This window comes from Pseudomonas sp. PDM22, from assembly GCF_014851965.1.
In the GTDB taxonomy this organism is placed as follows: Bacteria; Pseudomonadota; Gammaproteobacteria; order Pseudomonadales; family Pseudomonadaceae; genus Pseudomonas.
Genome location: NZ_JACVAR010000004.1, coordinates 216503 through 238622 on the forward strand (window position 1 = coordinate 216503; position 22120 = coordinate 238622).

The window sequence follows — 22120 nt, forward strand, 5'->3', positions numbered from 1 at the left end:
ACATGAGTTACCAGGCACCCCTGCGCGACATGCGCTTCGTCCTCCACGAGCTGTTCGACGTCAGCGCCCATTGCGAGCAACTGGGCAACGACCTCGACCGCGAGCTGATCGACGGCGTGCTGGAAGAAGGCGCGCGCTACACCGGCGAAGTGGTCGCCCCACTGAACCGTAACAGCGACGAGCAGGGCGCGACCCTGCTGAACGGCGAAGTCACCACGCCCGATGGCTTCCGCGAGGCCTACCAGCAGTATTGCGACAACGGCTGGGCCAGCATGACCGGCCCGACCGAGTTCGGCGGCCAGGGTTTCCCGCAGATGGTCGCGGCCAGCTTCCACGAGATGCTGATGGCCGCCTCGCTGTCCTTCCGCGTCTACTCCGGTCTCACCGAAGGCGCGGTGCTGGCGCTGTACAAGCACGGCGCGCCGGAACTGCAGCGCGACTACCTGGCGAAGATGGTCAGCGGCGTGTGGAGCGGCACCATGTGCCTCACCGAACCCCAGGCCGGCACCGACCTGGCCCTGCTGCGCACCCGCGCCGAACCGCAGGCGGACGGCAGCTACCGCGTCAGTGGCAGCAAGATCTTCATCAGCGGCGGCGAGCAGGACCTCTCCGAGAACATCGTCCACCTGGTGCTGGCGCGCTTGCCGGATGCGCCGGCCGGAGTGAAGGGCATCAGCCTGTTGCTGGTGCCCAAGTTCATTGCCAACGCCGACGGCACGCCGGGCGCGCGCAACTCCCTGAGCTGCGGTGCCATCGAGCACAAGATGGGCATCAAGGGCGCCTCCACCTGCGTGATGAACTTCGACGGCGCCACCGGCTGGCTGATCGGCCAGGCCAACCAGGGCCTGGCGTGCATGTTCACCATGATGAATGACGCGCGCTTCCAGGTCGGCCTGCAGGGCCTGGGCATCGCCGAACGCTCCTGCCAGGGCGCGTTGGCCTATGCCCGCGAGCGCCTGCAATCGCGCGCGCTGACCGGTGCGGCCGAGCCCACCAAGGCTGCCGACCCGATCATCGTCCACCCGGACGTGCGGCGCATGCTGCTGACCCAGAAGACCCTCACCGAAGGCTGCCGGATGATCGCCGCGCTCTGCGCCCGCGAGCTGGACCTGGAGCATGGCCACCCCGAGGCGGACGGCCGCAAGGCGGCGAGCAAGCGCGCGGCACTGCTGATTCCCATCGTCAAGTCGTTCTTCACCGATGTCGGCCAGGAGGTTTCCAGCCTCGGCGTGCAGGTCTACGGCGGCCACGGCTACATCCGCGAATGGGGCATGGAACAGCTGATGCGCGACAGCCGCATCACCCAGATCTACGAAGGCACCAATGGTATCCAGGCGCTCGACCTGATCCGCCGCAAGCTGCTGGGCGACGGTGGTGCGGAACTGAGCGCGCTGATCGGCGAGCTCGCGGCCGTCTGCGAAGCCGTCGGCGCGCGCACTGAACTGGCTGGTCTCGCGGAAACCGTCCGGCAACGCCTGCTGGAATGGCGCAGCCTCACCAGCGAAGTGATCGCCGCCTGCCAACGCGACCCGCAGGAAATCGGCGCCACCTCGGTGGACTTCCTGCAGTACTGCTCCTACGTGCTGCTCGGTGGCCTGTGGCTACAGGCTGCCGGTGTGGCTCAGGCGAAGCTGGCGGCCGGCGAGGGTGACGCGGACTTCTACCGCGCCAAGCTCGCCAGCGCCGAGTTCTACGTCAGGCGCATCCTGCCGCGTGCCAGCATGCACCGCGAGGCCCTGCTGGGTGGCGCGGATTGCCTGATGGCGCTGGACGCGGAGCATTTCGCCTTCTGAGCCCAGGGCCCGAGGTTTTTCCGCGGGCCCGTCAACTGCCGCGCTCTTGGCCGCACTGCGCACAGAAGCGTGCCTGAGGCGCGACAGCGGCGCCGCAGCCCTTGCATGGCGTGGCCTGTAGCGACCCGCCGCAGTTGTGGCAGAAGCGACTGTCCTGCGGGTTCTGCGCGCTGCACTGCGGGCAGGGCTGGGTGGGAGCCGCATTGGCTGTCGGTGGTGGTGCGGGTGCCGGCGGATAGCCCGGTGCGCCGTAACCGCCGCCGTGCCCGCCATGACCGCCGCGGCCGTGGTGACCGCCCATCATCAAACGTTCGAGCCAACCCATGATGTACCTCCAGTTTCCCGTCGTGGGGTGGAGTCATTGGGCAGCCTGTAGTTGCTACAGGGTCAAGGCTTGGGAGTGTGAGCGGAGATTTCGCAAAAGAGCGCCCTATGAAAAACGCCGCGCCGGGTGATCGGGGCGGCGTTTTCTTTTGGTAGTTCGGAGCTGGGTGTTCCCTCACCCTAACCCTGGCTGCGCGCCCCGCTCCTGAGGGAGAGGGGACCGTTCGGAGCGCTCTGGGAGTCAGGCGTCAGCCGGTCGATCAGGGAGAGCAGGATTCATCTCGGCACATACGGCTCCCTCTCCCTCTGGGAGAGGGCTGGGGTGAGGGACTCCGGATACGCAGGGCTATCAGGCCCGCTCCCAAACCTCGAACGCATAGGCCGGCGTCTCGCCTTCCGCGTCGTGCTCGATGCTCGACGCCAGGTGCCACTGGCTTTCGCTCACTTCGGGGAAGTGGGCGTCGCCTGCCGGGCTGAGGCCCACGCGGGTCAGGTAAAGGCGGTCGGCGCGGCCGAGGGCTTCACCGTAGAGCTGCGCGCCGCCGATCAGCATCAGCTCGTCGGCTTCCTCTTGCCTGGCCCATTGCTCGGCGCGCTCCAGGGCGGCGTCGAGGCTGGTAAAGACTTCCGCGCCTTCGAGCGTCAGGCCCGCCTGGCGGGTGACGACGATGTTCAGGCGGCCCGGCAGCGGGCGGCCGAGCGAATCCCAGGTCTTGCGGCCCATGATCACCGGCTTGCCCAGGGTCATGGCCTTGAAGTGCTTGAGGTCCTGCGGCAGGTGCCAGGGCAGGCGGTTGTCGACGCCGATCACGCGGTTCTCGGCAAGGGCGGCGATCATCGCCAGGGGCAGTGCTTGGGTCATCTCGACTCCAGTGGTGAACATCAGCGGGAACTCCCGTTGCCAGAGGATACCAGCCGCTCGCCGTCGGCGGGGCCGGCGGGTGGCGGAACGCGCATGAAGAAGGTGCCGTCCTCGTTGACCTGGGTGATGCCGGTCGCCAGCACCTTGCGATAGTCTTTGAGGTTGAAGGCCAGGGTCTGGTCCGGGCGCTCGGCCTTGAGCAGCACCTGCGAGTAGGTGATGAGGATCTCGAAGATCTTCAGGTCGCCCGACTGCAGCCAGATGTAGGACTGCCCGGCCTGGCGCGGAGGCTCGAAGGCCAGCGAGGCGGCGCCGTCTCTGGGCGCGAATTTCAGGTGCAGGCCCTTGGCGTCCAGCCAGGTGGACTCGACGCGGCCGTCGATGCCCACCAGCGGGAAGACCTGGTGGTAGTTCAGGTGCATCACGTTGTCCTGCAGCACCGCGCCGGGTCGCTCCAGGGTCACCAGCGAATCCAGGCGCAGGCCTACCAGGCTCATGGCGCCGTAGCTGGGCACGCCGAGCACCTTCACGCTGTCGGGCTGGTAGTCGAGGTTGTCGCCGTCGAGCTTCACCGTGCCGGAGAGCCGTAGCGGCAGCCAGGGGCCGACGCCCAGCGGCTGCACTTCGCCGGAGACCAGCAGGCGGTCGCCTTCGATGCTCAGCTTGAAGTCGCGCAGCATGGTTTCCGGGTAGGCAAGGATGTGCTGGTTGAACAGGTTGCCGAGCTGTTCGGGGCTGAGGATCACCTCGCCCTCGGAAACGTTGATGCGCATGTCCTGCGGGCGGTCGAAGTCGATCGGCTCGCCGGCCTTGAGCGGCACCAGCCAGCCCTTGAGCAGCGGGCTGTGGAAGCCGATGTCGCCCTGGAAGTACATGTCCACGTTGTTGAGCAGGATGCCCACGCCGTCCTGGCCGGAATCGCGCAGGCCGCCCGGCCGGCTGGCCTTGAAGTCCGCCGCCGGCGGCGTCTGCTGGAACCAGCCCTGGCGCAGCACGCCCAGTTCGCGCTGTTGCTTGTCGATGGCGCTCTCGGCCGCGGCCTGGCCGACCAGCGTGAGGCAAAGAAGGGAAGCAAGGAGGGTTCTCATAGGGCTTTCTCCTCCGGGGCCGGCGCCTTAACCGGCGAGACGGCGATGTGCACCATGCCGTCTTCGCGCAGACGGATTTCGCCGTACTGCAGCTGGCGGCGGTAGTCGTAGAGGTTGAACAGCAGTGGCGCATCCGGGCTGAGGCTGGTGAACAGCGCGTAGGCCTTCACCAGGATGGTCCGCGCCATCTTGATGTCGCCGCCCTCGATGAACATGTAGCTCTGCGGCGCCTTGAGCTGTGGCCACTTGAGCTCGGCCAGGTCGCTGCCCAGCAGCAGGTCCATGCCGCCGTCGGCGAGCTTCAGGTGGCTGACGGTGAAGTCCAGGCGCGGCGGCGGGAACAGGCCGTCGAGGTCGACCAGGATGCGGTTGCCGATCAACTGCATGTGCGCGGTGTGCAGTTGCAGCACCTCGGACATCTCGATGGAAGCAGCGGTCAGCGACGGTGTGACGTCCACCCCGTCGACGAAGATTCGCTGCGGCACCAGCGCCACCTTCAGCGGCCCGGCCTGCTCGATCCCGGTGACCATCCGCAGCGGCCGCCAGCGGCCCTTGCGCAGCAGCTCGCCGTGGACTTCCTGGCCGTCGGCGCGGGTGCTGAGCTTGAGGTTGCGCACCGGCGCGTTGGCGTTGCGCAGCTCCTCGTTGAGCAGGCTGGCGAGGGTCGCGTCAGCGACGAAGATGTCCCCGGCCTGGATGCGCGCGACCATGGACTTCGGGTCGTCGAGCATCAGCGGCGTGCCGGCGCCCGCCACCGGGCTCATCTGGATCAGCATCTTGCGGATGAAGAAGCCGATGTCGTCGTGCAGGCGGAAGTCGGTGTGGCTGATCCACAGTTGCGAGGTGTTGCTGTCGGACTGCCGGGCGCTGACGTTGGCGTCCAGCACGCGCGGCGGCACCGCCTGCATCAGCGGGGTGTCCGGGCCCCAGTCGGAGGGGCGCACCGGCGGTGTTTCCACGGCAACCGCGGTGGCGGCGGCCAGCAGCAGGGGCAAGGCACTGAGCATCGAGCGCAGCATGGCGAGGCCTCATTCTTGTTGTTTTTTCCGAGTGTGAGGCTGGCCGGGCACGGCGAGAGCCCCCCCTTGGTTTGGTTGACGCCACCGGGTGTTACCGGCGGTGCCGGGACGCGGCGGCGAGCAGCGGTTATCCTTGGTGCCGAGTACCGATTGTCGGAGACCCCGTGAGCGAAACCCCCGCTTCCGCCCTCGAATCCCTGTGGCTGTGCGAGGCCGTGCGTCTGCGCGAGGAGCAGGTCGGCCCGCTGGAAGACAGCGAAGCCAACCGCCGCGCCATAGTCAGCGGCGGCGACCTCGCCCGCCGCCTGCAACACCGCGCGCTGCTGCTCGCCGAACGCGATGGTCAGCGCGCCGCTCTGCGCACCTGGGTGCAAGGCTCGCGCCTGGCGCTGTACCTGCTGCTGGCGCTGGCGCTGTTCACCGGCGGCGGCCTGGCCTTCGCCGCCCTCGGCGACGGCCTGCGCCCGGTCAACGTGTTCTGGGCCCTGGCCAGCCTGCTCGGCCTGCACCTGATTACCCTGATCGGCTGGACCCTGGCCTTCTTCGCTGGCGGTGAGGCCGCCGGTGCGCTCGGCCGCCTGTGGTTGTGGTTGAGTGGCAAGTTCGCCCGCGACGCCCATGCTGCGCAATTGGCGCCCGCGCTGCTGGTGCTGCTGGACCGGCAGAAGCTCACGCGCTGGGCGCTCGGCCTGCTGGTTCATGGCCTCTGGCTGGTGGCGCTGGGCAGCGCGCTGGGCGTGATGCTGGCGTTGCTGGCGACGCGGCGCTACGGCTTCGTCTGGGAGACCACCATCCTCGGCGGCGATACCTTCATCGCCCTGACCCACGGCCTCGGCGCGCTGCCGTCGCTGCTCGGCTTCCCGCAGCCGGACTCGGAGCTGGTGCGCGCCAGCGGCGATGCCCTGGTGGCCAGCGAAAACGCGCGCCACGCCTGGGCCGGCTGGCTGGTGGGCATCCTGCTGGTGTACGGCGTGCTGCTGCGCGGTGCGTTGTGGCTGTTCTGCCTGTGGCGCTGGAAGCGCGGGCGTGCGCAGCTGGCGCTGGATGTCTCGCTGCCCGGCTACGCCCTGCTGCGCGAGCGTTTGATGCCGGCCAGCGAGCGGCTGGGCGTCAGCGATGCCGCGCCGGACGAACTGATTGAGCCGCAGGCGCAGGCCCCGGCGACCACCGCCGACGGCGCCGTGCTGGTGTCCATAGAACTGCTCGACCGGCCCAACTGGCCGCCGAAGCTGGCCGAAGGCATCGCCAATGCCGGCGACCTCGACGACGGTGCCCAGCGCCGCCGCCTGCTGGAGCAACTCACCCGCTACCCGCCGGCGCGCCTGGTGATCGCCTGCGACCCACGTCGCTCGCCGGACCGCGGCACCCTGGCGCTGATCGCCGAACTCTCGCGCTGCGCCGCCGCCACCCGCGTCTGGCTGTTGCAGGCTCCGACGGGCGAAGCGCTGGACGCCGAGCGCCTGGGCGACTGGCACGCCGGCGTCGAGCGCCTGCAACTGCCGCACACCTCGGCATCGCCGCTGGGCTGGCTGGAGACCGGGCATGACTGATGCGCTGAAACTGGCCGTGGTCGGCCACACCAACGTCGGCAAGACCTCCCTGCTGCGTACCCTGACCCGTGACGTGGGCTTCGGCGAGGTCTCCCACCGCCCCAGCACTACGCGGCATGTGGAAGGCGCGCGGCTGTCGGTGGACGGCGAGCCGCTGCTGGAGCTTTACGACACGCCGGGCCTGGAAGATGCCATCGCCCTGCGCGACTTCCTCGATGGGCTGGAGCGCCCCGGCGAGCGCCTGGACGGCCCGGAGAAGCTGCGGCGCTTCCTCGACGGCAGCGAAGCCCGTGGGCGTTTCGAGCAGGAAGCCAAGGTGCTGCGCCAATTGCTCGCCTCCGACGCCGGCCTCTACGTGATCGACGCCCGCGAACCGGTGCTGGCCAAGTACCGCGACGAACTGGCAGTGCTCGCCGCCTGCGCGCGGCCGTTGCTGCCGGTACTCAACTTCGTCGCCAGCCCACAGCACCGCGAGGAGCAGTGGCGCGAGGCCCTGTCCCGTCTCGGTCTGCATGCGCTGGTGCGTTTCGATAGCGTGGCGCCACCGCTGGATGGCGAGCGCCGCCTGTACGAAAGCCTGGCGCTGCTGCTGGAGCGTGCGCGCCCGCAGCTGGATCGACTGGTGGCCGATCACGAGGCCCAGGCCGTCGCCCGCCGCGAAGCCGGGGCGCGGCTGATCGCCGAGCTGCTGGTGGATGTCGCCGCTTGCCGCCAACTGGTGCCCGCTGGCGACAGTGCTGTTCGAGCAGCCACCGAGACGCTGCGCAATCAGGTGCGCAAGCGCGAAGATACCTGCGTGAAGGCGCTGCTCAGCCTCTACGCCTTCCGCAAGGACGACGCCCGCGCCGCCGATCTGCCGTTGCTGAACGGACGCTGGGGCGATGACCTGTTCAACCCGGAAACCCTCCGCCAACTGGGCATTCGCCTCGGTGGTGGCGTTGCGGCCGGTGCCGCGGCGGGGGCGGGGATCGACCTGCTGGTCGGCGGCCTGACCCTCGGCGCGGCCACAGCGCTGGGCGCCATCGCCGGCGGCGCCTGGCAGACCGTCGGCCATTACGGCCAGCGCCTGCTGGGCAAGCTCAAGGGCAGCCGCGAACTGTCGGTGGACGACAGCGTGCTGCGTCTGCTGGCGCTGCGGCAGCGGCAACTGCTGGCGGCCCTGCAGACACGCGGGCATGCGGCGGTGGAGGCTATTCAGGTGCAGTCGCCCGAAGACAAGCAGTGGCGCGAGGGCAAGCTGCCCGAGGCGTTGCGCAAGGCGCGTGCGCATCCGGAGTGGTCCGGCCTCAACGGTCGCTTGCGCAGCGAGAAGACCGAGCGGCAGGAGGCGGTGGCGCAGTTGGCTTCGCAGTTGCTCGAACCATAAGCCCATCGTCAATTTGCGAAATCGGCATGGCTGACGCCCCCTCACCCAGCCCTCTCCCTCCGGGAGAGGGCTGGGTGAGGGCAAGCATGAGCGCTGAATTTACCTGTGGGAGCGAGCTTGTGACTCACTTGGATGTGGGGAATGCCGTTTTCGGCCTCGCGAATGCTCTTAGACGAGCGTGACCATCTCCACCCTTGGCTGCCCTTCGGCGATCTCCAGAATCGCCAAGGCAATCGGCAACTTGAACCGCCGCGGTCCAGCGCTGCCCGGATTCAGGTACAGCACCCCATCGCGCACCTCGTTCAGCGGTTTGTGCGAATGGCCCACCAGCACGACATCGATGCCTTCGGCCGACGGATCGATGGCCAACTGCTTGAGGTCGTGGATCAGGTAGAGCCGCCGCCCGCCCAGTTCCAGCAGCAGTGTTTCCGGCAGCGCGGCGGCCCAGTCGTCGGTGTCGTTGTTGCCGCGCACCACGTCCAGCGGCGCCAGGGCGCGCAGCTGGTCGAGCAATGAGGCGGGGCCGATGTCGCCCAGGTGCAGGATACGCTCGCAGCCTTGCAGCGCCGCCAGCGCTTCGGGGCGCAGCAGGCCGTGGGTGTCGGCGATGACGCCGATGCGCAGGGAAGTGGTCATCCGGGGAGCATAAACGACGACGCCACCCGAAGGTGGCGTCGTGGCGGTTCAGCCGTTGTGCGAGGCCTTGGCGGCGTCGGACTCGGGCAGGAACCAGTTGAGCAGCAGAGCGCAGATGCCGCCGGTGGCGACGCCGGATTCCAGCACGTTGCGGATCGCGTGGGGCATGTGCGCGAGGAACTCCGGCACCTGGGAGATGCCCAGGCCCAGCGCCAGGCTGACGGCGATGATCAGCAGCGCGCGGCGGTCCAGGTGGGTGCCGGCGAGGATGTTGATGCCGGAAGCGGCGACGGCACCGAACATCACCATCACCGCGCCGCCGAGCACCGGCTCGGGGACGGCCTGGATCACCCCGGCGACGCTGGGGAACAGGCCCAGCACGATGAGCATCGCGGCGATCCACAGGCCGACGTGGCGGCTGGCGACGCCGGTCAGCTGGATCACGCCGTTGTTCTGCGCGAACACGGAGCTTGGGAAGGTGTTGAACAGGCCGGCCAGCAGCGAGTTGGCGCCGTTCACCAGTACGCCGCCCTTGATGCGCTGCATCCACAGCGGGCCTTCGACCGGCTGCTTGGAAATCTTGCTGGTGGCGGTGACGTCACCGATGGCTTCCAGCGAGGTCACCAGGTAGATCACCAGCATCGGGATGAACAGGCTCCAGGAGAAGCCCAGGCCGAAGTGCAGCGGCACCGGGACCTGGAAGGCCGGCGCCTCGTGCATGCCGGTGAAGTCCAGGCGGCCCAGGTAGCCCGCCAGCGCGTAGCCCACGGCCAGGGCGATGACGATGGCGCCGCTGCGCATCCACACCACCGGGATGCGGTTGAGGATGACGATGATTGCCAGCACCAGGCCCGACAGCATCAGGTTCTCGCCGTTGGCGAAGGTGCCGTTGGACATGGCGGAGAAGCCGCCGCCCATGCTGATCAGTCCGACCTTGATCAGGGTCAGGCCGATCATCAGCACCACGATGCCGGTGACCAGCGGAGTGATCAGGCGCTTCACGAAGGGCAGGATGCGCGACACGCCCATCTCCACGAAGGAGCCGGCCATGACCACGCCGAAGATCGCCGCCATCACCGCTTCCACCGGGGTGCCGTTCTTCACCATCAGCGCGCCGCCGGCGATCAGCGGGCCGACGAAGTTGAAGCTGGTGCCCTGGACGATCAGCAGGCCCGCGCCGAATGGCCCGAAGCGCTTGCACTGGACGAAGGTGGCGATGCCGGAGATCACCAGCGACATCGACACGATCAGGTTGGTGTCGCGCGGCGACACGCCCAGCGCCTGGCAGATCAGCAGGCCGGGGGTGACGATGGGCACGATGATCGCCAGCAGGTGCTGCAGTGCCGCAAGCCACGCGATGGGCAGGGCGGGGCGGTCTTCCAGGCCGTAGACCAGATCGGGCTGGTCCTTGGCGGCGGACGGATTCTCGAGGGAGCTCATGGGCGGCGGTCCGGGAAAAAAGAGCGCGATTTTACTGGCCCACGGCGGGATCGCACAGTGCCATGAGGCAAGTTGGGATGAATGGGGAAGCCTGGGTTCCTACGGCGTCATAGTGCGGTGGCACTCCGAAGGCTTTCGGCGTGGAAAAAACTGCCGAAATTTCAACAGGGTGCGCGGAAGCGTCTGAGTGTGTCGGCCCGCTGGCGTGGCTTCACTGGAATGCATCCGGAGCCATTCGGGCGTCCGGCTCTATCCAGAGGGATACGACGATGGGTAAACAACAAGGCTTCACCCTGATCGAGCTGATGATCGTGGTGGCGATCATCGGGATTCTGGCTTCGGTCTCCATTCCCATGTATTCGGACTATTCGTCGCGCTCAAGAGCTGCGGCAGCCAAGGCAGAGCTGTCCGCCGTCAAAACCGCTGTGAGCCTTTGTATCTCTGAAACGGGCAAGGCAGATGATTGCAAGGCGGGTGATTACGGGATACCGGAAAACTTTGCTGCGACGTCCAACATCACTGGCGACTATGCCGTCGAGAAGGGCGTGATTAAGGCTACGACTGCGGCCACTGATGCGGATGGGAATGCGCTCAAGATTGAGCTGACTCCTACCAAGGCAACGGGAGAGAGCTCGGTCGCTTGGGAAGAGAAGGGATCCATCTGCAATGCGGATCGTGGGCTCAAGCCGGGTTCGGGTGATTGCCCGAAGGTGCCTGCAACCAAGTCATAAGCCTTCAGGCCACATCAATAAAAAAGCCCGGCATTCGCCGGGCTTTTTCATGTCACCGCCAGACTCAACCGTCCAGCAGCGCCTTGTCGCGCACCGCGCCCTTGTCGGCGCTGGTGGCCAGCAGGGCGTAGGCTTTCAGTGCGGTGCTCACCTTGCGCGCGCGGGGCTGAGCTGGCTTCCAGCCCTTCTTGTCCTGCTCGGCGCGGCGGGCGGCCAGTTCTTCATCGCTGACCAGCAGGTTGATACTGCGGTTGGGGATGTCGATCAGCACCTTGTCGCCGTCCTGTACCAGACCGATGGCGCCACCCGCGGCGGCTTCCGGCGAGGCGTGGCCGATGGACAGGCCCGAGGTGCCGCCGGAGAAGCGGCCGTCGGTGAGCAGGGCGCAGTCCTTGCCCAGGCCCTTGGACTTCAGGTAGCTGGTCGGGTACAGCATTTCCTGCATGCCCGGGCCGCCTTTCGGGCCTTCGTAGCGGATGATCACGATGTCGCCCGGCTTCACTTCGTCGGCGAGGATGCCCTTCACGGCGCCGTCCTGGCTTTCGAAGATCTTCGCGCGGCCTTCGAACACATGGATGGATTCGTCCACGCCAGCGGTCTTCACCACGCAACCATCGAGGGCGATGTTGCCGTACAGAACGGCCAGACCGCCTTCCTGGGAGTAGGCGTGCTCGACACTGCGGATGCAGCCTTCGGCGCGGTCGGCGTCGAGGGTGTCCCAGCGGGTGCTCTGGCTGAAGGCCACTTGCGTGGGGATGCCGGCGGGGCCGGCCTTGAAGAAGGTGTGGACCTTCTCGTCCTGGGTCTGGGTGATGTCCCACTCGGCGATGGCGTCGGCCATGCTCGGGCTGTGCACGGTCGGTACGTCGGTGTGCAGCAGGCCGCCACGGGCCAGCTCGCCGAGGATGGAGAAGATGCCACCGGCGCGGTGCACGTCTTCCATGTGGTACTTCTGGATGTTCGGTGCGACCTTGCACAGCTGCGGCACCTTGCGCGACAGGCGATCGATGTCGCGCAGGTCGAAGGCGATCTCCGCCTCCTGGGCGGCGGCCAGCAGGTGCAGGATGGTGTTGGTCGAGCCGCCCATGGCGATGTCCAGGGTCATGGCGTTCTCGAACGCCTTGAAGCTGGCGACATTGCGCGGCAGTACGGACTCGTCGCCTTCGCCGTAGTAGCGCTGGCACAGTTCGACGGCCAGGCGGCCAGCGCGCAGGAACAGCTGCTCGCGGTCGGAGTGGGTGGCCAGGGTGGAACCGTTGCCCGGCAGGGAAAGCCCTAAGGCTTCGGTCAGGCAGTTCATCGAGTTGGCGGTGAACATGCCGGAGCAGGAGCCGCAGGTCGGGCAGGCGCTGCGCTCGTACTCGGCGACCTTTTCGTCGGAGCAGGAGTCGTCTGCGGCAACGACCATGGCGTCGACCAGGTCCAGGCCGTGGCTGGCCAGCTTGGTCTTGCCAGCTTCCATCGGGCCGCCGGAGACGAACACCACCGGGATGTTCAGGCGCAGGGCGGCCATCAGCATGCCGGGGGTGATCTTGTCGCAGTTGGAGATGCAGACGATGGCGTCAGCGCAGTGGGCGTTGACCATGTATTCCACGGAGTCGGCGATGATCTCGCGCGACGGCAGGGAATAGAGCATGCCGTCATGGCCCATGGCGATGCCGTCGTCCACGGCGATGGTGTTGAATTCCTTGGCCACGCCGCCGTGTTTTTCGATCTCGCGGGCGACCAGCTGGCCCAGGTCCTTCAGGTGCACGTGGCCGGGCACGAACTGGGTGAAGGAGTTGGCGATGGCGATGATCGGCTTCTTGAAGTCTTCGTCCTTCATCCCGGTGGCGCGCCAGAGGGCACGGGCGCCGGCCATGTTGCGGCCGTGGGTGGAGGTTTTCGAGCGGTAATCGGGCATGACAGGTTCCTGCGCATCAGGTCACGGTGGGAGTCGATCCGGGTCTTTAAGTGCGGCGGCGTACAGCGGGTAGGGCTGGCCGGCGAGACCTTGAGCAAACTCTAAGTCGTATCGTGAGCGCGGTACGCACCGGATGCAAACAGCAGATGGCCTTGCATGGGCGAGGTCGGCGCGGGGCTTGGCGGGGTCACCGCCTGCTCGGCCGGGGCTCACAGGCCCGCCGGGGGATAAATGGCAGGAATGCCCCGGATTCTACGCCGGCCCTTGCCGCCAGGGAAAGGCTGGCGGTCGGCACAAGGCATAGACTTTCGCCGCCCCGGCGTGGTCTGAATGGCCACTGGCGCTTTTCCCGTCCCGTTCGTTGAAGGAGCAACCCCATGAAAGTCACCCGCATCGTCCTGCTCGCCGCGCTGTTTGCCGGCAGTGTGCAGGCCTCGTCCGACGAAGCCTGGCAGGCGCAGGACAAGCAGCAGCGCGAAGCCTGCCTGGCGCTGAGCCATCTGCAGAACAAGAAGGTGCTGGGCTCGCCGGTGCTGTTCGACGACAGCGTGGGCTACACGGCGCTGATGATCGGCGGGCAATACCCTCAGAAAAAGAATGCTCAGAAGCACATGCAGGGCAAACCGGGCCGCGAGCTGTGCCTGTTCGAGCGCAAGACCGGCAACGCAGTGATCAGCGAGGCGGATTCGTTGATGCCGATGAAGTAATCGCAGGAGAGGATCGCGGATAAAGCGTCCCGCTTTATGCGCCCTACGCGGCTGCACACCGTAGGGCGCATAACGCCCCCGGCGTTATCCGCCATCCATTGCTGCATGAAAAACGGGGCGTTCCCCTGCGGAAACGCCCCGTTTTCTGGAGTGACGTGAAGCCTTAGCCGTTGGGCAGCAGGCGCACGGTCAGGCTCTTGATGTAGCGGGTTTCCGGGATCGCCAGGTGCACCGGGTGGTCCGGACCCTGACCGCCGCGCTCGAGCAACTGGATGTTGCGGTCCAGGTGGCGGGCGCTGCCCAGCAGGATGTTCTGCAGGTCGTCCTCGGGCAGGTGCATGGAGCAGGAGGCACTGACCAGCACGCCGTCCTTGGACAGCAGGCGCATGGCCTGTTCGTTGAGGCGGCGGTAGGCGGCCTCGCCGTTCTTCAGGTCCTTCTTGCGCTTGATGAAGGCGGGCGGGTCGGCAACGATCACGTCGAAGCGCTCGTCGGCGGCCTTCAGCTCGCGCAGGGCGTCGAATACGTCGCCTTCCACGCAGGCGACTTTCTCGGCGAGGCCGTTCAGCGTGGCGTTGCGCTCGACGCCGTCGAGGGCGAAGCCGGAGGCATCGACGCACATCACTTCGCTGGCGCCGAAGGCCGCGGCCTGGATGCCCCAGCCGCCGATGTAGCTGAACAGGTCGAGCACGCGCTTGCCCTGCACATAGGGCTGCAGGCGGGCGCGGTTCATGCGGTGGTCGTAGAACCAGCCGGTCTTCTGGCCGGCCAGCACTGGGGCTTCGAACTTCACGCCGTTCTCTTCCAGGGCGACCCATTCCGGGACTTCGCCGTAGGCGTTGGCGACATAGCGCTCCAGGCCTTCGGCGTCACGGGCGCTGGAATCGTTCTTCCACAGCACGGCGCTGGGCTTGAGCACCTGCAGCAGGGCGGCAAGCACGTCGTCGCGGTGTTTTTCCATGGTCGCCGAGGCGAGCTGGACCACCAGTACATCGCCGAAGCGGTCCACCACCAGGCCCGGCAGCAGGTCCGAGTCGCCGTAGACCAGGCGGTAGAAAGGCTTGTCGAACAGGCGGTCGCGCAGGCTCAGGGCGACATTCAGGCGGTGAACCAGCAGGGATTTGTCGAGAACGTGCTTGGTATCGCGAGAAATCAGGCGGGCGCAGATGAGGTTGTTCGGGCTCATCGCGACGATGCCCAGCGGCTTGCCGTTGGCCATTTCCAGGATGGCCTGTTCGCCGGCGCCGAATCCGTTCAGCGGGGTGGCGGCGACGTCCACCTCGTTGCTGTAGACCCACAGGTGGCCGGCGCGCAGGCGGCGCTCGGCGTTGGCTTTCAGACGCAGGCTGGGCAGGGTCATGGGGGAGGGCTCCGGCAAAAAGAGCGGGATTATAGCGCAGCAGCGTGCGCCGCCGGAGCGCGGCGCACGGGCTTTTGATCGGCGGCTCTCAGGCGGCGAGGGTTTCGATCAGCTGCTTGCTGAAGGCGGGGATGTCGTCGGGCTTGCGGCTGCTGATCAGCCCGCCATCGTTGACCACCTGTCGGTCGACCCAGTGGCCGCCGGCGTTGTTGATGTCGTCCTTGAGCGAGTTCCAGCTGGTCAGGGTCTTACCCTTCACCAGACCGGCTGAGACCAGCAACCAGGCGCCATGGCAGATCACTGCGATGGGTTTGTCGGCGTGGGCGGCCTTCTGCACGATTTCCTGGGCCTTGGGCAGGTTGCGGATCTGGTCGGCGTTGATCACCCCGCCTGGCAGCAGCACGGCGTCGTACTCGTCGATGCGGGCGGTCTCGAAGGTGTCGTCGACCTTGAAACTGTCCGCCGGCTGGTCGTGGTTCCAGCCGCGCACCTTGTCCTTGCTGTCGGAGAGGATCTTCACCTTGGCACCCGCTTCCTTCAGGGCGTCGCGGGGGCCAGTCAGCTCCACCTGTTCGAAGCCGTCGGTGACCAGGATGGCGATGGTCTTGCCTTTGAGTGTCTGGCTCATGTGGCTTGTCTCCCATTTCGTCCGCTTGGGTGTAAAGGTTCCGACACAGCCGCCGATGAAAGTTCAATCAAAAGCAGCACTTCCAGAAGCCCCGGCTCTGGGTAAACTGTGCGCCCCGTCAACTTTTCCCAGCGCGACCATGTCTCAAGAACTCTCCGCCGAACAGATCCGTCAGGCCCTGCAGGGCATCAGCGTGCCGCCGCAGCCGCAGATCATGGTTGACCTGCAGATGGAGCAGTTCATGCCCAACCCGGACCTGAAGGCGATCGCCAAGCTGATCAGCCAGGACCCGGGGCTGTCCGGCGCGCTGCTGAAGCTGGTGAACTCGCCGTTCTTCGGCCTGGCCAACCGCATCACCTCGATCCAGCGTGCGGTGAACCTGCTGGGCAGCCGCTCGGTGATCAACCTGATCAACGCCCAGTCGATCAAGGGCGAGATGAGCGACGCGACCATCGTCACCCTCAATCGCTTCTGGGACACCGCCCAGGACGTGGCCATGAGCTGCCTGACGCTGGCCAAGCGCATCGGCTACGAGTCGGTGGACGAGGCTTACGCGCTGGGGCTGTTCCACAACTGCGGCATTCCGCTGATGCTCAAGCGCTTCCCGCACTACATGGCGGTGCTGGAGGAGGCCTATGCCAGCGCGAGCGACGAGCGCCGCGTGGTGGACACCGAGAACCGCGTGCTGAACACCAATCATGCGGTGGTCGGCTACTTCACCGCGCGCTCCTGGCGCCTGCCGGAGCACGTCTGCGAGGCTATCGCCAATCACCACAATGCGCTGTCTATCTTCAGCGAGGACAACTGCCGCGATACCCAGCTGAAGAACCTGCTGGCGATCCTCAAGATGGCCGAGCACATCTGCGGCTCCTACCGCGTGCTGGGCAACCAGGACGAGGACCACGAGTGGGAGAGCGTGCGCGCGCTGGTGCTGGATTACGTCGGGCTCAGCGAGTACGACTTCGAGAACCTCAAGGCGAGCATTCTCGAGTTGGGCGTGGGGCAGGGGACCTACTGAATCTGCCTGCGTCGAAGCACCCTGTAGGAGCGGGCCATGCCCGCGATCGCGCGCATGGCGCGCTCCTGAACTGCTACTGGATACGAAAAAGCCGGGCATCTGCCCGGCTTTTTCGTTCAACGTCGGCGATCAGTCGAGCATGTCGCTGAAACGCGCGTCCTTCTTGTAGGCAATGGTCTGGCTGAAGCCGGGGACCTGGATGCCACGGTCGCTGATCTCGATGGCCTGCTCGTCGATCATGTCGTTGCCGAAGTTGTAAATGATGTCGAAACGGCCCTGGGTCGCGGCTTCGTCGTACTGCCGGGCGGCAGCGCGAGTGGCTTCGCGGCGGCCCTGGTAGTCGGCGAAGGCGGCGTCGCCGTGGCGCTTGCGCAGCATCTTCTCGGTGATGGCCGGGGACAGCAGCACGCCGGTGGCGTTGTTGCCGCCGAAGCCCTTGGAATTGATGAAGCAGACTTCCAGGTCGTCGCGGCGCACGTCGCTGCTGGACAGGGCGATGTGGTCCTTGAAGACGTCGTCGGCGAACTTGTCGACGGTCTTGATGCCGGGGATGACGCCGTAGCGGAAGGTGCCCAGGGCGGAGATCATCTGGTCGGCGCTGGCGGTGGCCAGGGAGTGGCCGACGAAGGCTTTCACCGCGGTGACCGGCCAGCCCTCGATGCCGAAGGCGGTGGCGACGCGGTCGAGGATTTCCGATTCGGTCACGCGGTTGGCCGGGGTGCTGGAGCCGTGGGCATGGACGAAGCTGTGCTGGCGCACGCTCTTCTCGCCGACGATCTGCGCGGCGGCGGCCACGGCCTTGGCCATGGTCAGGTAGTTGCCCGGGCCGGGGGCGGAGATGGACTTCTTGAAGCCGTCGGCGTTGATGAACACGTCCGGCACCGAGCCGTGGATGTCGGCGCCCAGCTCCAGGGCCAGGGCGTCGTCCATCAGCACCACGTACTGCGCGGACTCGGCCAGGGAGAAGCCGCAGTTGTCGCCGAACGGGCGGCTGGCGCGGCGGAAGTCGACGTCGTCGCGGCCTTCGATGTGGCGCAGGCCTTCCTCTGTGGCCAGCGCGCCCATGGCGGCGTAGCCCTCGATGATCTCGGAGGTGATCGGCGCTTCGGCGTTGCCGACGATGGCCACGCGGGCCTGGCCGGTGGTGATGACGTCGATGCCTTTCTGCAGGTTGTACAGGAAGGTGGCGCAGGCGCCGGTGACGCTACCGGTCATGCCGACGCTGCCCAGCACGTAGGCGTTGATGAAGTCGGTGGGCATGCTGTTGAAGCCCAGCGGCAGCTGCTTGGCCGACACGCGGTGGCCGCGCAGGCGCGACTGCAGCAGGCCGCCGAAGCCGTTCTCGTCCAGCTGGCTCATGATGCTGCTGGAGAACACGGCGATTTCGTCGGGCTGGACGGCGTTGCAGATGGTCTGCCAGTCGAGGCCGGTGGAGCGCACCGCGTCGGTGGCGGCGACCACGGACATCTGCAGGCCGCGCGGGTGGAAGCGCGAGTTGTACAGCTCGCTCGGCTCGAAGCCGGTGGGCAGCTGGCCGGCGGATTTCACCGGCAGCGCGCGGTAACTGTCGACCTTGAATTCGCAGCTGTCGTGCAGGGTGACGCGGACTTCGCCGCCTTCGAGTTCTTCCACCGACCAGTTGGCCGGCAGCGGCTCGGGCAGTTGCTTGCGCAGGGTGGTAAAGGTTACCGGGCTGCCGGCGGCGCTGACGGTCAGGCTCTTGTGGCAGTGCGCGGCGTCGACGTCGAGGTATTGCAGCTCGATGCGGCGGATCAGGGTGGACTGGCGAATCTGCTGCTCGAAGCGCTGCTCGATGGCGGCCAGGTCGAGGCTATTGCCGTCGGCGTCCTGGTACTGGCCGTCGACGACCTTGACCAGTTTCATCATGACCGCGAGACCGGCGAGGGTTTCCTGGCGGGCAGCGGGCTCCATGGATTCGAGGACGGTGCGGCGGAACCCATGGTGGAAGGAACTGCGGCCAGCCGCGTTATATCCACCAAAACCAACGATGACCGGTAGTCGAGACATCTCTCGGAAACTCCTTCAGCAAGTGCATCTTGCGCGCCGGACGACGGTGGCCCATGGCGGGGCGGCCCGGTGGCACAAAGCCAGGCGTGGCTTCTAGTGATTCGGAATGCTTTAGCTGACGAGGATGATGACCGCCGAGTCACGCTCGCGCCAGGATTTGTCGGAAGAAGGCGACGAGTTCCCGAGCGAATCCTGCAGGGCTCATGAATGAAAACGGGAGCCGCGAAGGGCTCCCGTTTTTTACCGCGGCAAATCTCAGCGGTATTCGATGCCAGCTTTCTTGGTGCTGACGCGAGTACCGGACTTGCCTTCGGTGATGGCGACGATGTTTTCCAGCGAGCCGATCACTGCGTCCTTGCCGGTCGCGCGGGCGAACTCGATGGCGGCCATGACCTTCGGGCCCATGGAGCCGGCGGCGAAGCCTAAGCGTTCCAGTTCGTCCGGGTGGGCCTGGGCGATGCCTTTCTGGGTCGGTTTGCCCCAGTCGATGTAGGCCGCGTCCACGTCGGTGGCGATGATCAGGATGTCAGCGGACAGTTCCTGGGCCAGCAGCGAGGAGCAGAGGTCCTTGTCGATCACCGCCTCGACGCCGGAGAGTTTCTTGCCGGATTCGTCGTACATGGTCGGGATGCCGCCGCCGCCAGCGCAGATGACGATGGTGCCTTTCTCCAGCAGCCACTTGACCGGGCGGATCTCGAAGATGCGCTTCGGACGCGGGCTGGCCACGACGCGGCGGAACTTGTCACCGTCCGGGGCGATGCTCCAGCCTTTCTCCTTGGCGAGGGCTTCGGCCTCTTCCTTGGAGTAGACCGGGCCGATGGGCTTGGTCGGGTTCTTGAAGGCCGGGTCCTTGGAGTCGACCTCGACCTGGGTGAGCAGGGTGGCGAACGGTACTTCGAACGGCAGAAGGTTGCCCATTTCCTGTTCGATCATGTAGCCGATCATGCCTTCGGTCTCGGCGCCGAGAACGTCCAGCGGGTACGGGCTGACCTTCTCGTAGGCCGCGCCCTGCAGGGCCAGCAGGCCGACCTGCGGGCCGTTGCCGTGGGCGATCACCAGCTCGTTGCCGGGGGCAACCTTGGCGATCTGTTCGGCAGCGATCCGTACGTTGGTGCGCTGGTTGTCGGCAGTCATGGGCTCGCCACGACGCAGCAGGGCATTGCCGCCCAATGCGACGACGATACGCATATTCATTTCCTCCGAAAGAGTGGGAGCGCCCGGACCGGCGACCTTGTCGCGGTCCGGGGCTGTCCGGCATTACATGTCGGCGAGGGTCGAAACGAGGATTGCCTTGATGGTGTGCATGCGGTTTTCCGCCTGCTCGAAGGCAATGTTGTACGGGGATTCGAAGACGTCTTCGGTCACTTCGATGCCGTTCTTCAGGTTCGGGTACTTGGCGGCGATTTCCTTGCCGACCTTGGTCTCGCTGTTGTGGAAGGCGGGCAGGCAGTGCATGAACTTCACGCGCGGGTTGCCGGCGGCCTTCATCATGTCCATGTTGACCTGGTAGGGCAGCAGCTCGTTGATGCGTTCGCCCCAGGCTTCGACCGGCTCACCCATCGATACCCAGACGTCGGTGTGGATGAAGTCCACGCCCTTGACGGCTTCTTTCGGGTCTTCGGTGATGGTGATGCGGGCACCGCTTTCTTCAGCGAACTTCTTGCAGGCGGCGACGTGTTCGTCGGTCGGCCAGAGTTCCTTGGGAGCGGCGATGCGTACGTCCATGCCGAGCTTGGCGCCGATCAGCAGCAGGGAGTTACCCATGTTGTTGCGGGCGTCGCCCAGGTAGGCGTAGCTGATGTCGTGCAGCGGCTTGTCGCTGTGCTCGCGCATGGTCAGCACGTCGGCCAGCATCTGGGTCGGGTGGTACTCGTCGGTCAGGCCGTTGAACACCGGTACGCCAGCGAACTTGGCCAGTTCTTCGACGATTTCCTGCTTGAAGCCACGGTATTCGATGGCGTCGTACATGCGGCCCAGTACGCGGGCGGTGTCCTTCATCGATTCCTTGTGGCCGATCTGCGAGGAGTTCGGGTCGATGTAGGTGACGTTGGCGCCCTGGTCATAGGCGGCGACTTCGAAGGCGCAGCGGGTGCGGGTCGAGGTCTTTTCGAAGATCAGCGCAATGTTGTTGCCTTTCAGGTGTTGCTGCTCGGTACCGGTGTACTTGGCGCGTTTCAGGTCGCGGGACAGGTCGAGCAGATAGCGCAACTCGCGGGTGCTGTGGTGCATCAGGCTGAGCAGGTTGCGGTTGTGCATGTTGAAAGCCATGGTGTTTCTCCTTGTGGGATCCAATCTCGGCCCTCGTCAGTACAGCTCGTGGCTGGCGGGGCGGGCGGCCCTGGCAAGGGCCGCCTCGTGAGGTCAATGCGCTCTGGTTGAGGTAGTCGCGTTTATCGGGTGCCGATCGATCAGTAGTCGATCGGGTCGCGGATGATCGGGCAGGTCATGCAGTGACCGCCGCCACGGCCCCGGCCCAGTTCGCCGGCGCTGATGGTGATGACTTCCACGCCAGCCTTGCGCAGCAGGGTGTTGGTGTAGGTGTTGCGGTCATAACCCACCACCACGCCCGGTTCCAGGCAGACCACGTTGTTGCCGTCGTCCCACTGTTCGCGTTCGGCGGCGAAGCTGTTGCCGCCGGTTTCGACGACGCGCAGTTTCTTCAGGCCCAGGGACTCGGCGACGACGGTCATGAAGTCCTTGTCTTCGCGCTGGACGTTGATGCCGTAGGGGCTCTTCTCGTCCGGACGCAGGATGAAGGGAACGATCTCTTTCACCACTTCGGGGAAGACGGTGACCAGGTCGCGGTCGCAGAAGGTGAAGACGGTGTCCAGGTGCATCGCGGCGCGGGATTTCGGCAGGCCGGCGACGATGACTTTCTCGGCAGCGCCCTTGGCGAACAGTGCCTGGGCTACCTGGCCGATGGCCTGGCGGGAGGAGCGTTCGCCCATGCCGATCAGGACGACGCCATTGCCGATGGGCATCACGTCACCACCCTCGAGGGTGGACATGCCGTGGTCCTTGTCCGGATCGCCGTACCAGACTTCGTATTCGGCGTTGGTGAATTCCGGGTGGAACTTGTAGATGGCGGTGGTCAGCAGGGTTTCCTGACGTCGCGCCGGCCAGTACATCGGGTTCAGGGTCACACCGCCGTAGATCCAGCAGGTGGTGTCACGGGTGAACTGGGTGTTGGGCAGCGGCGGCAGCAGGAAGCTGGAGTGGCCCAGGTAGTCGCGGTACATCTTCAGCGCCTTGGCGCCTTCGCTTTCCGGGATGTCGTCGGAGGCCACGCCGCCGATGAGGAACTCGGCCAGTTTGCGCGGCTCCAGGCTTTCGAGCCAGGAGCGCAGCTCGAGGGTCAGGCCGAGGCCGACGCTGTCAGCGGTGATCTTGCGATCGAGGATCCACTTCAGGGCTTCGGGGTTCGCCACGATGTCGGTCAGCAGGTTGTGCATTTCCAGAACATCGATGCCGCGTTCGCGCATCTTGGTGACGAAGTCGAAGTGGTCGCGCTTCGCCTGGTTCACCCAGATAACGTCGTCGAACAGCAACTCGTCGCAGTTGCTCGGGGTCAGGCGTTGATGGGCGAGTCCGGGCGAGCAGACCATCACTTTGCGTAGTTTGCCAGCTTCAGAATGGACGCCAAGTTTGGTTTTTTCCGTGCTCATGA

The 22120-nt window shown here is 66.1% G+C and carries 19 protein-coding genes; 6 read left to right on the forward strand and 13 right to left on the reverse strand.

Annotated elements, in window-relative coordinates; translation table 11 throughout:
- Window positions 1-2 precede the first annotated feature (2 nt).
- Window positions 3-1793, forward strand: coding sequence for an acyl-CoA dehydrogenase C-terminal domain-containing protein (locus IB255_RS16010; RefSeq protein WP_192210561.1), 1791 nt, complete (start codon window positions 3-5; stop codon window positions 1791-1793).
- A gap of 31 nt (window positions 1794-1824) precedes the next feature.
- Here IB255_RS16010 and IB255_RS16015 read toward each other — a convergent pair whose 3' ends face one another.
- From IB255_RS16015 to IB255_RS16030, 4 genes are all read right to left on the reverse strand, one after another.
- Entirely contained in the window at window positions 1825-2118 is a 294-nt protein-coding gene (locus IB255_RS16015) for a double zinc ribbon domain-containing protein (protein WP_081515300.1), read from the reverse strand.
- 348 nt (window positions 2119-2466) lie between these two features.
- A complete protein-coding gene (locus IB255_RS16020; protein ID WP_081515765.1) occupies window positions 2467-2979 on the reverse strand; it encodes a dihydrofolate reductase in 513 nt (170 codons plus the stop codon).
- A gap of 20 nt (window positions 2980-2999) precedes the next feature.
- The gene (locus tag IB255_RS16025; RefSeq protein WP_081515301.1) at window positions 3000-4067 is read right to left on the reverse strand and encodes a hypothetical protein; all 1068 of its coding nucleotides are present in this window, start codon (window positions 4065-4067) and stop codon (window positions 3000-3002) included.
- A complete protein-coding gene (locus IB255_RS16030) occupies window positions 4064-5086 on the reverse strand; it encodes a hypothetical protein (protein WP_065086530.1) in 1023 nt (340 codons plus the stop codon). The genes IB255_RS16025 and IB255_RS16030 overlap by 4 nt, the downstream gene beginning before the upstream one ends.
- A gap of 164 nt (window positions 5087-5250) precedes the next feature.
- Between IB255_RS16030 and IB255_RS16035 the strand changes: the two genes are divergently transcribed.
- Complete coding sequence (locus IB255_RS16035; RefSeq protein ID WP_081515302.1) at window positions 5251-6636, forward strand: DUF2868 domain-containing protein; 1386 nt, start codon at window positions 5251-5253, stop codon at window positions 6634-6636.
- A complete protein-coding gene (locus IB255_RS16040; RefSeq protein ID WP_081515303.1) occupies window positions 6629-8002 on the forward strand; it encodes a GTPase/DUF3482 domain-containing protein in 1374 nt (457 codons plus the stop codon). The genes IB255_RS16035 and IB255_RS16040 overlap by 8 nt, the downstream gene beginning before the upstream one ends.
- Before the next feature lie 168 nt (window positions 8003-8170).
- On the opposite strand, the gene IB255_RS16045 is transcribed toward IB255_RS16040, so the two are convergent.
- Window positions 8171-8638 carry a metallophosphoesterase family protein gene (locus tag IB255_RS16045; protein WP_139791443.1) on the reverse strand — a complete coding sequence of 156 codons (468 nt, stop codon included), beginning with the start codon at window positions 8636-8638 and terminating at the stop codon, window positions 8171-8173.
- A 48-nt stretch (window positions 8639-8686) separates the two neighbouring features.
- Complete coding sequence (locus IB255_RS16050; protein ID WP_065086527.1) at window positions 8687-10078, reverse strand: uracil-xanthine permease family protein; 1392 nt, start codon at window positions 10076-10078, stop codon at window positions 8687-8689.
- A 269-nt stretch (window positions 10079-10347) separates the two neighbouring features.
- On the opposite strand from IB255_RS16050, the gene IB255_RS16055 reads away from it, so the two are divergent.
- Window positions 10348-10809: a pilin gene (locus tag IB255_RS16055; RefSeq protein WP_065086526.1), complete on the forward strand. Its 462-nt coding sequence runs from the start codon at window positions 10348-10350 to the stop codon at window positions 10807-10809.
- A gap of 64 nt (window positions 10810-10873) precedes the next feature.
- Here the strand turns inward: IB255_RS16055 and ilvD are convergent, their stop codons facing one another.
- A complete protein-coding gene (ilvD, locus tag IB255_RS16060) occupies window positions 10874-12712 on the reverse strand; it encodes a dihydroxy-acid dehydratase (RefSeq protein ID WP_065086525.1) in 1839 nt (612 codons plus the stop codon).
- A gap of 377 nt (window positions 12713-13089) precedes the next feature.
- Between ilvD and IB255_RS16065 the strand changes: the two genes are divergently transcribed.
- Window positions 13090-13419, forward strand: a complete 330-nt coding sequence (locus IB255_RS16065) for a hypothetical protein (protein ID WP_081515304.1) — start codon at window positions 13090-13092, stop codon at window positions 13417-13419.
- 163 nt (window positions 13420-13582) lie between these two features.
- On the opposite strand, the gene IB255_RS16070 is transcribed toward IB255_RS16065, so the two are convergent.
- Together IB255_RS16070 and IB255_RS16075 are read right to left on the reverse strand one after the other, a co-directional pair.
- On the reverse strand, window positions 13583-14779 hold the full coding sequence (locus IB255_RS16070) for a class I SAM-dependent rRNA methyltransferase (RefSeq protein WP_081515305.1): 1197 nt from the start codon (window positions 14777-14779) through the stop codon (window positions 13583-13585).
- An 88-nt stretch (window positions 14780-14867) separates the two neighbouring features.
- Complete coding sequence (locus tag IB255_RS16075; RefSeq protein WP_081515306.1) at window positions 14868-15407, reverse strand: type 1 glutamine amidotransferase domain-containing protein; 540 nt, start codon at window positions 15405-15407, stop codon at window positions 14868-14870.
- Window positions 15408-15600: 193 nt separating this feature from the next.
- Between IB255_RS16075 and IB255_RS16080 the strand changes: the two genes are divergently transcribed.
- A complete protein-coding gene (locus IB255_RS16080) occupies window positions 15601-16425 on the forward strand; it encodes an HDOD domain-containing protein (protein WP_139791463.1) in 825 nt (274 codons plus the stop codon).
- A 129-nt stretch (window positions 16426-16554) separates the two neighbouring features.
- On the opposite strand, the gene IB255_RS16085 is transcribed toward IB255_RS16080, so the two are convergent.
- The 4 genes from IB255_RS16085 to arcA all read right to left on the reverse strand — a co-directional run bounded on the left by IB255_RS16085 (window position 16555) and on the right by arcA (window position 22118).
- The gene (locus IB255_RS16085) at window positions 16555-18453 is read right to left on the reverse strand and encodes a beta-ketoacyl synthase (RefSeq protein WP_081515307.1); all 1899 of its coding nucleotides are present in this window, start codon (window positions 18451-18453) and stop codon (window positions 16555-16557) included.
- Between the two features lie 255 nt (window positions 18454-18708).
- Complete coding sequence (arcC, locus tag IB255_RS16090; RefSeq protein WP_065086519.1) at window positions 18709-19641, reverse strand: carbamate kinase; 933 nt, start codon at window positions 19639-19641, stop codon at window positions 18709-18711.
- A 69-nt stretch (window positions 19642-19710) separates the two neighbouring features.
- A complete protein-coding gene (locus tag IB255_RS16095; RefSeq protein WP_065086518.1) occupies window positions 19711-20721 on the reverse strand; it encodes an ornithine carbamoyltransferase in 1011 nt (336 codons plus the stop codon).
- A gap of 140 nt (window positions 20722-20861) precedes the next feature.
- Entirely contained in the window at window positions 20862-22118 is a 1257-nt protein-coding gene (arcA, locus tag IB255_RS16100) for an arginine deiminase (protein ID WP_081515308.1), read from the reverse strand.
- Window positions 22119-22120: the final 2 nt, after the last annotated feature.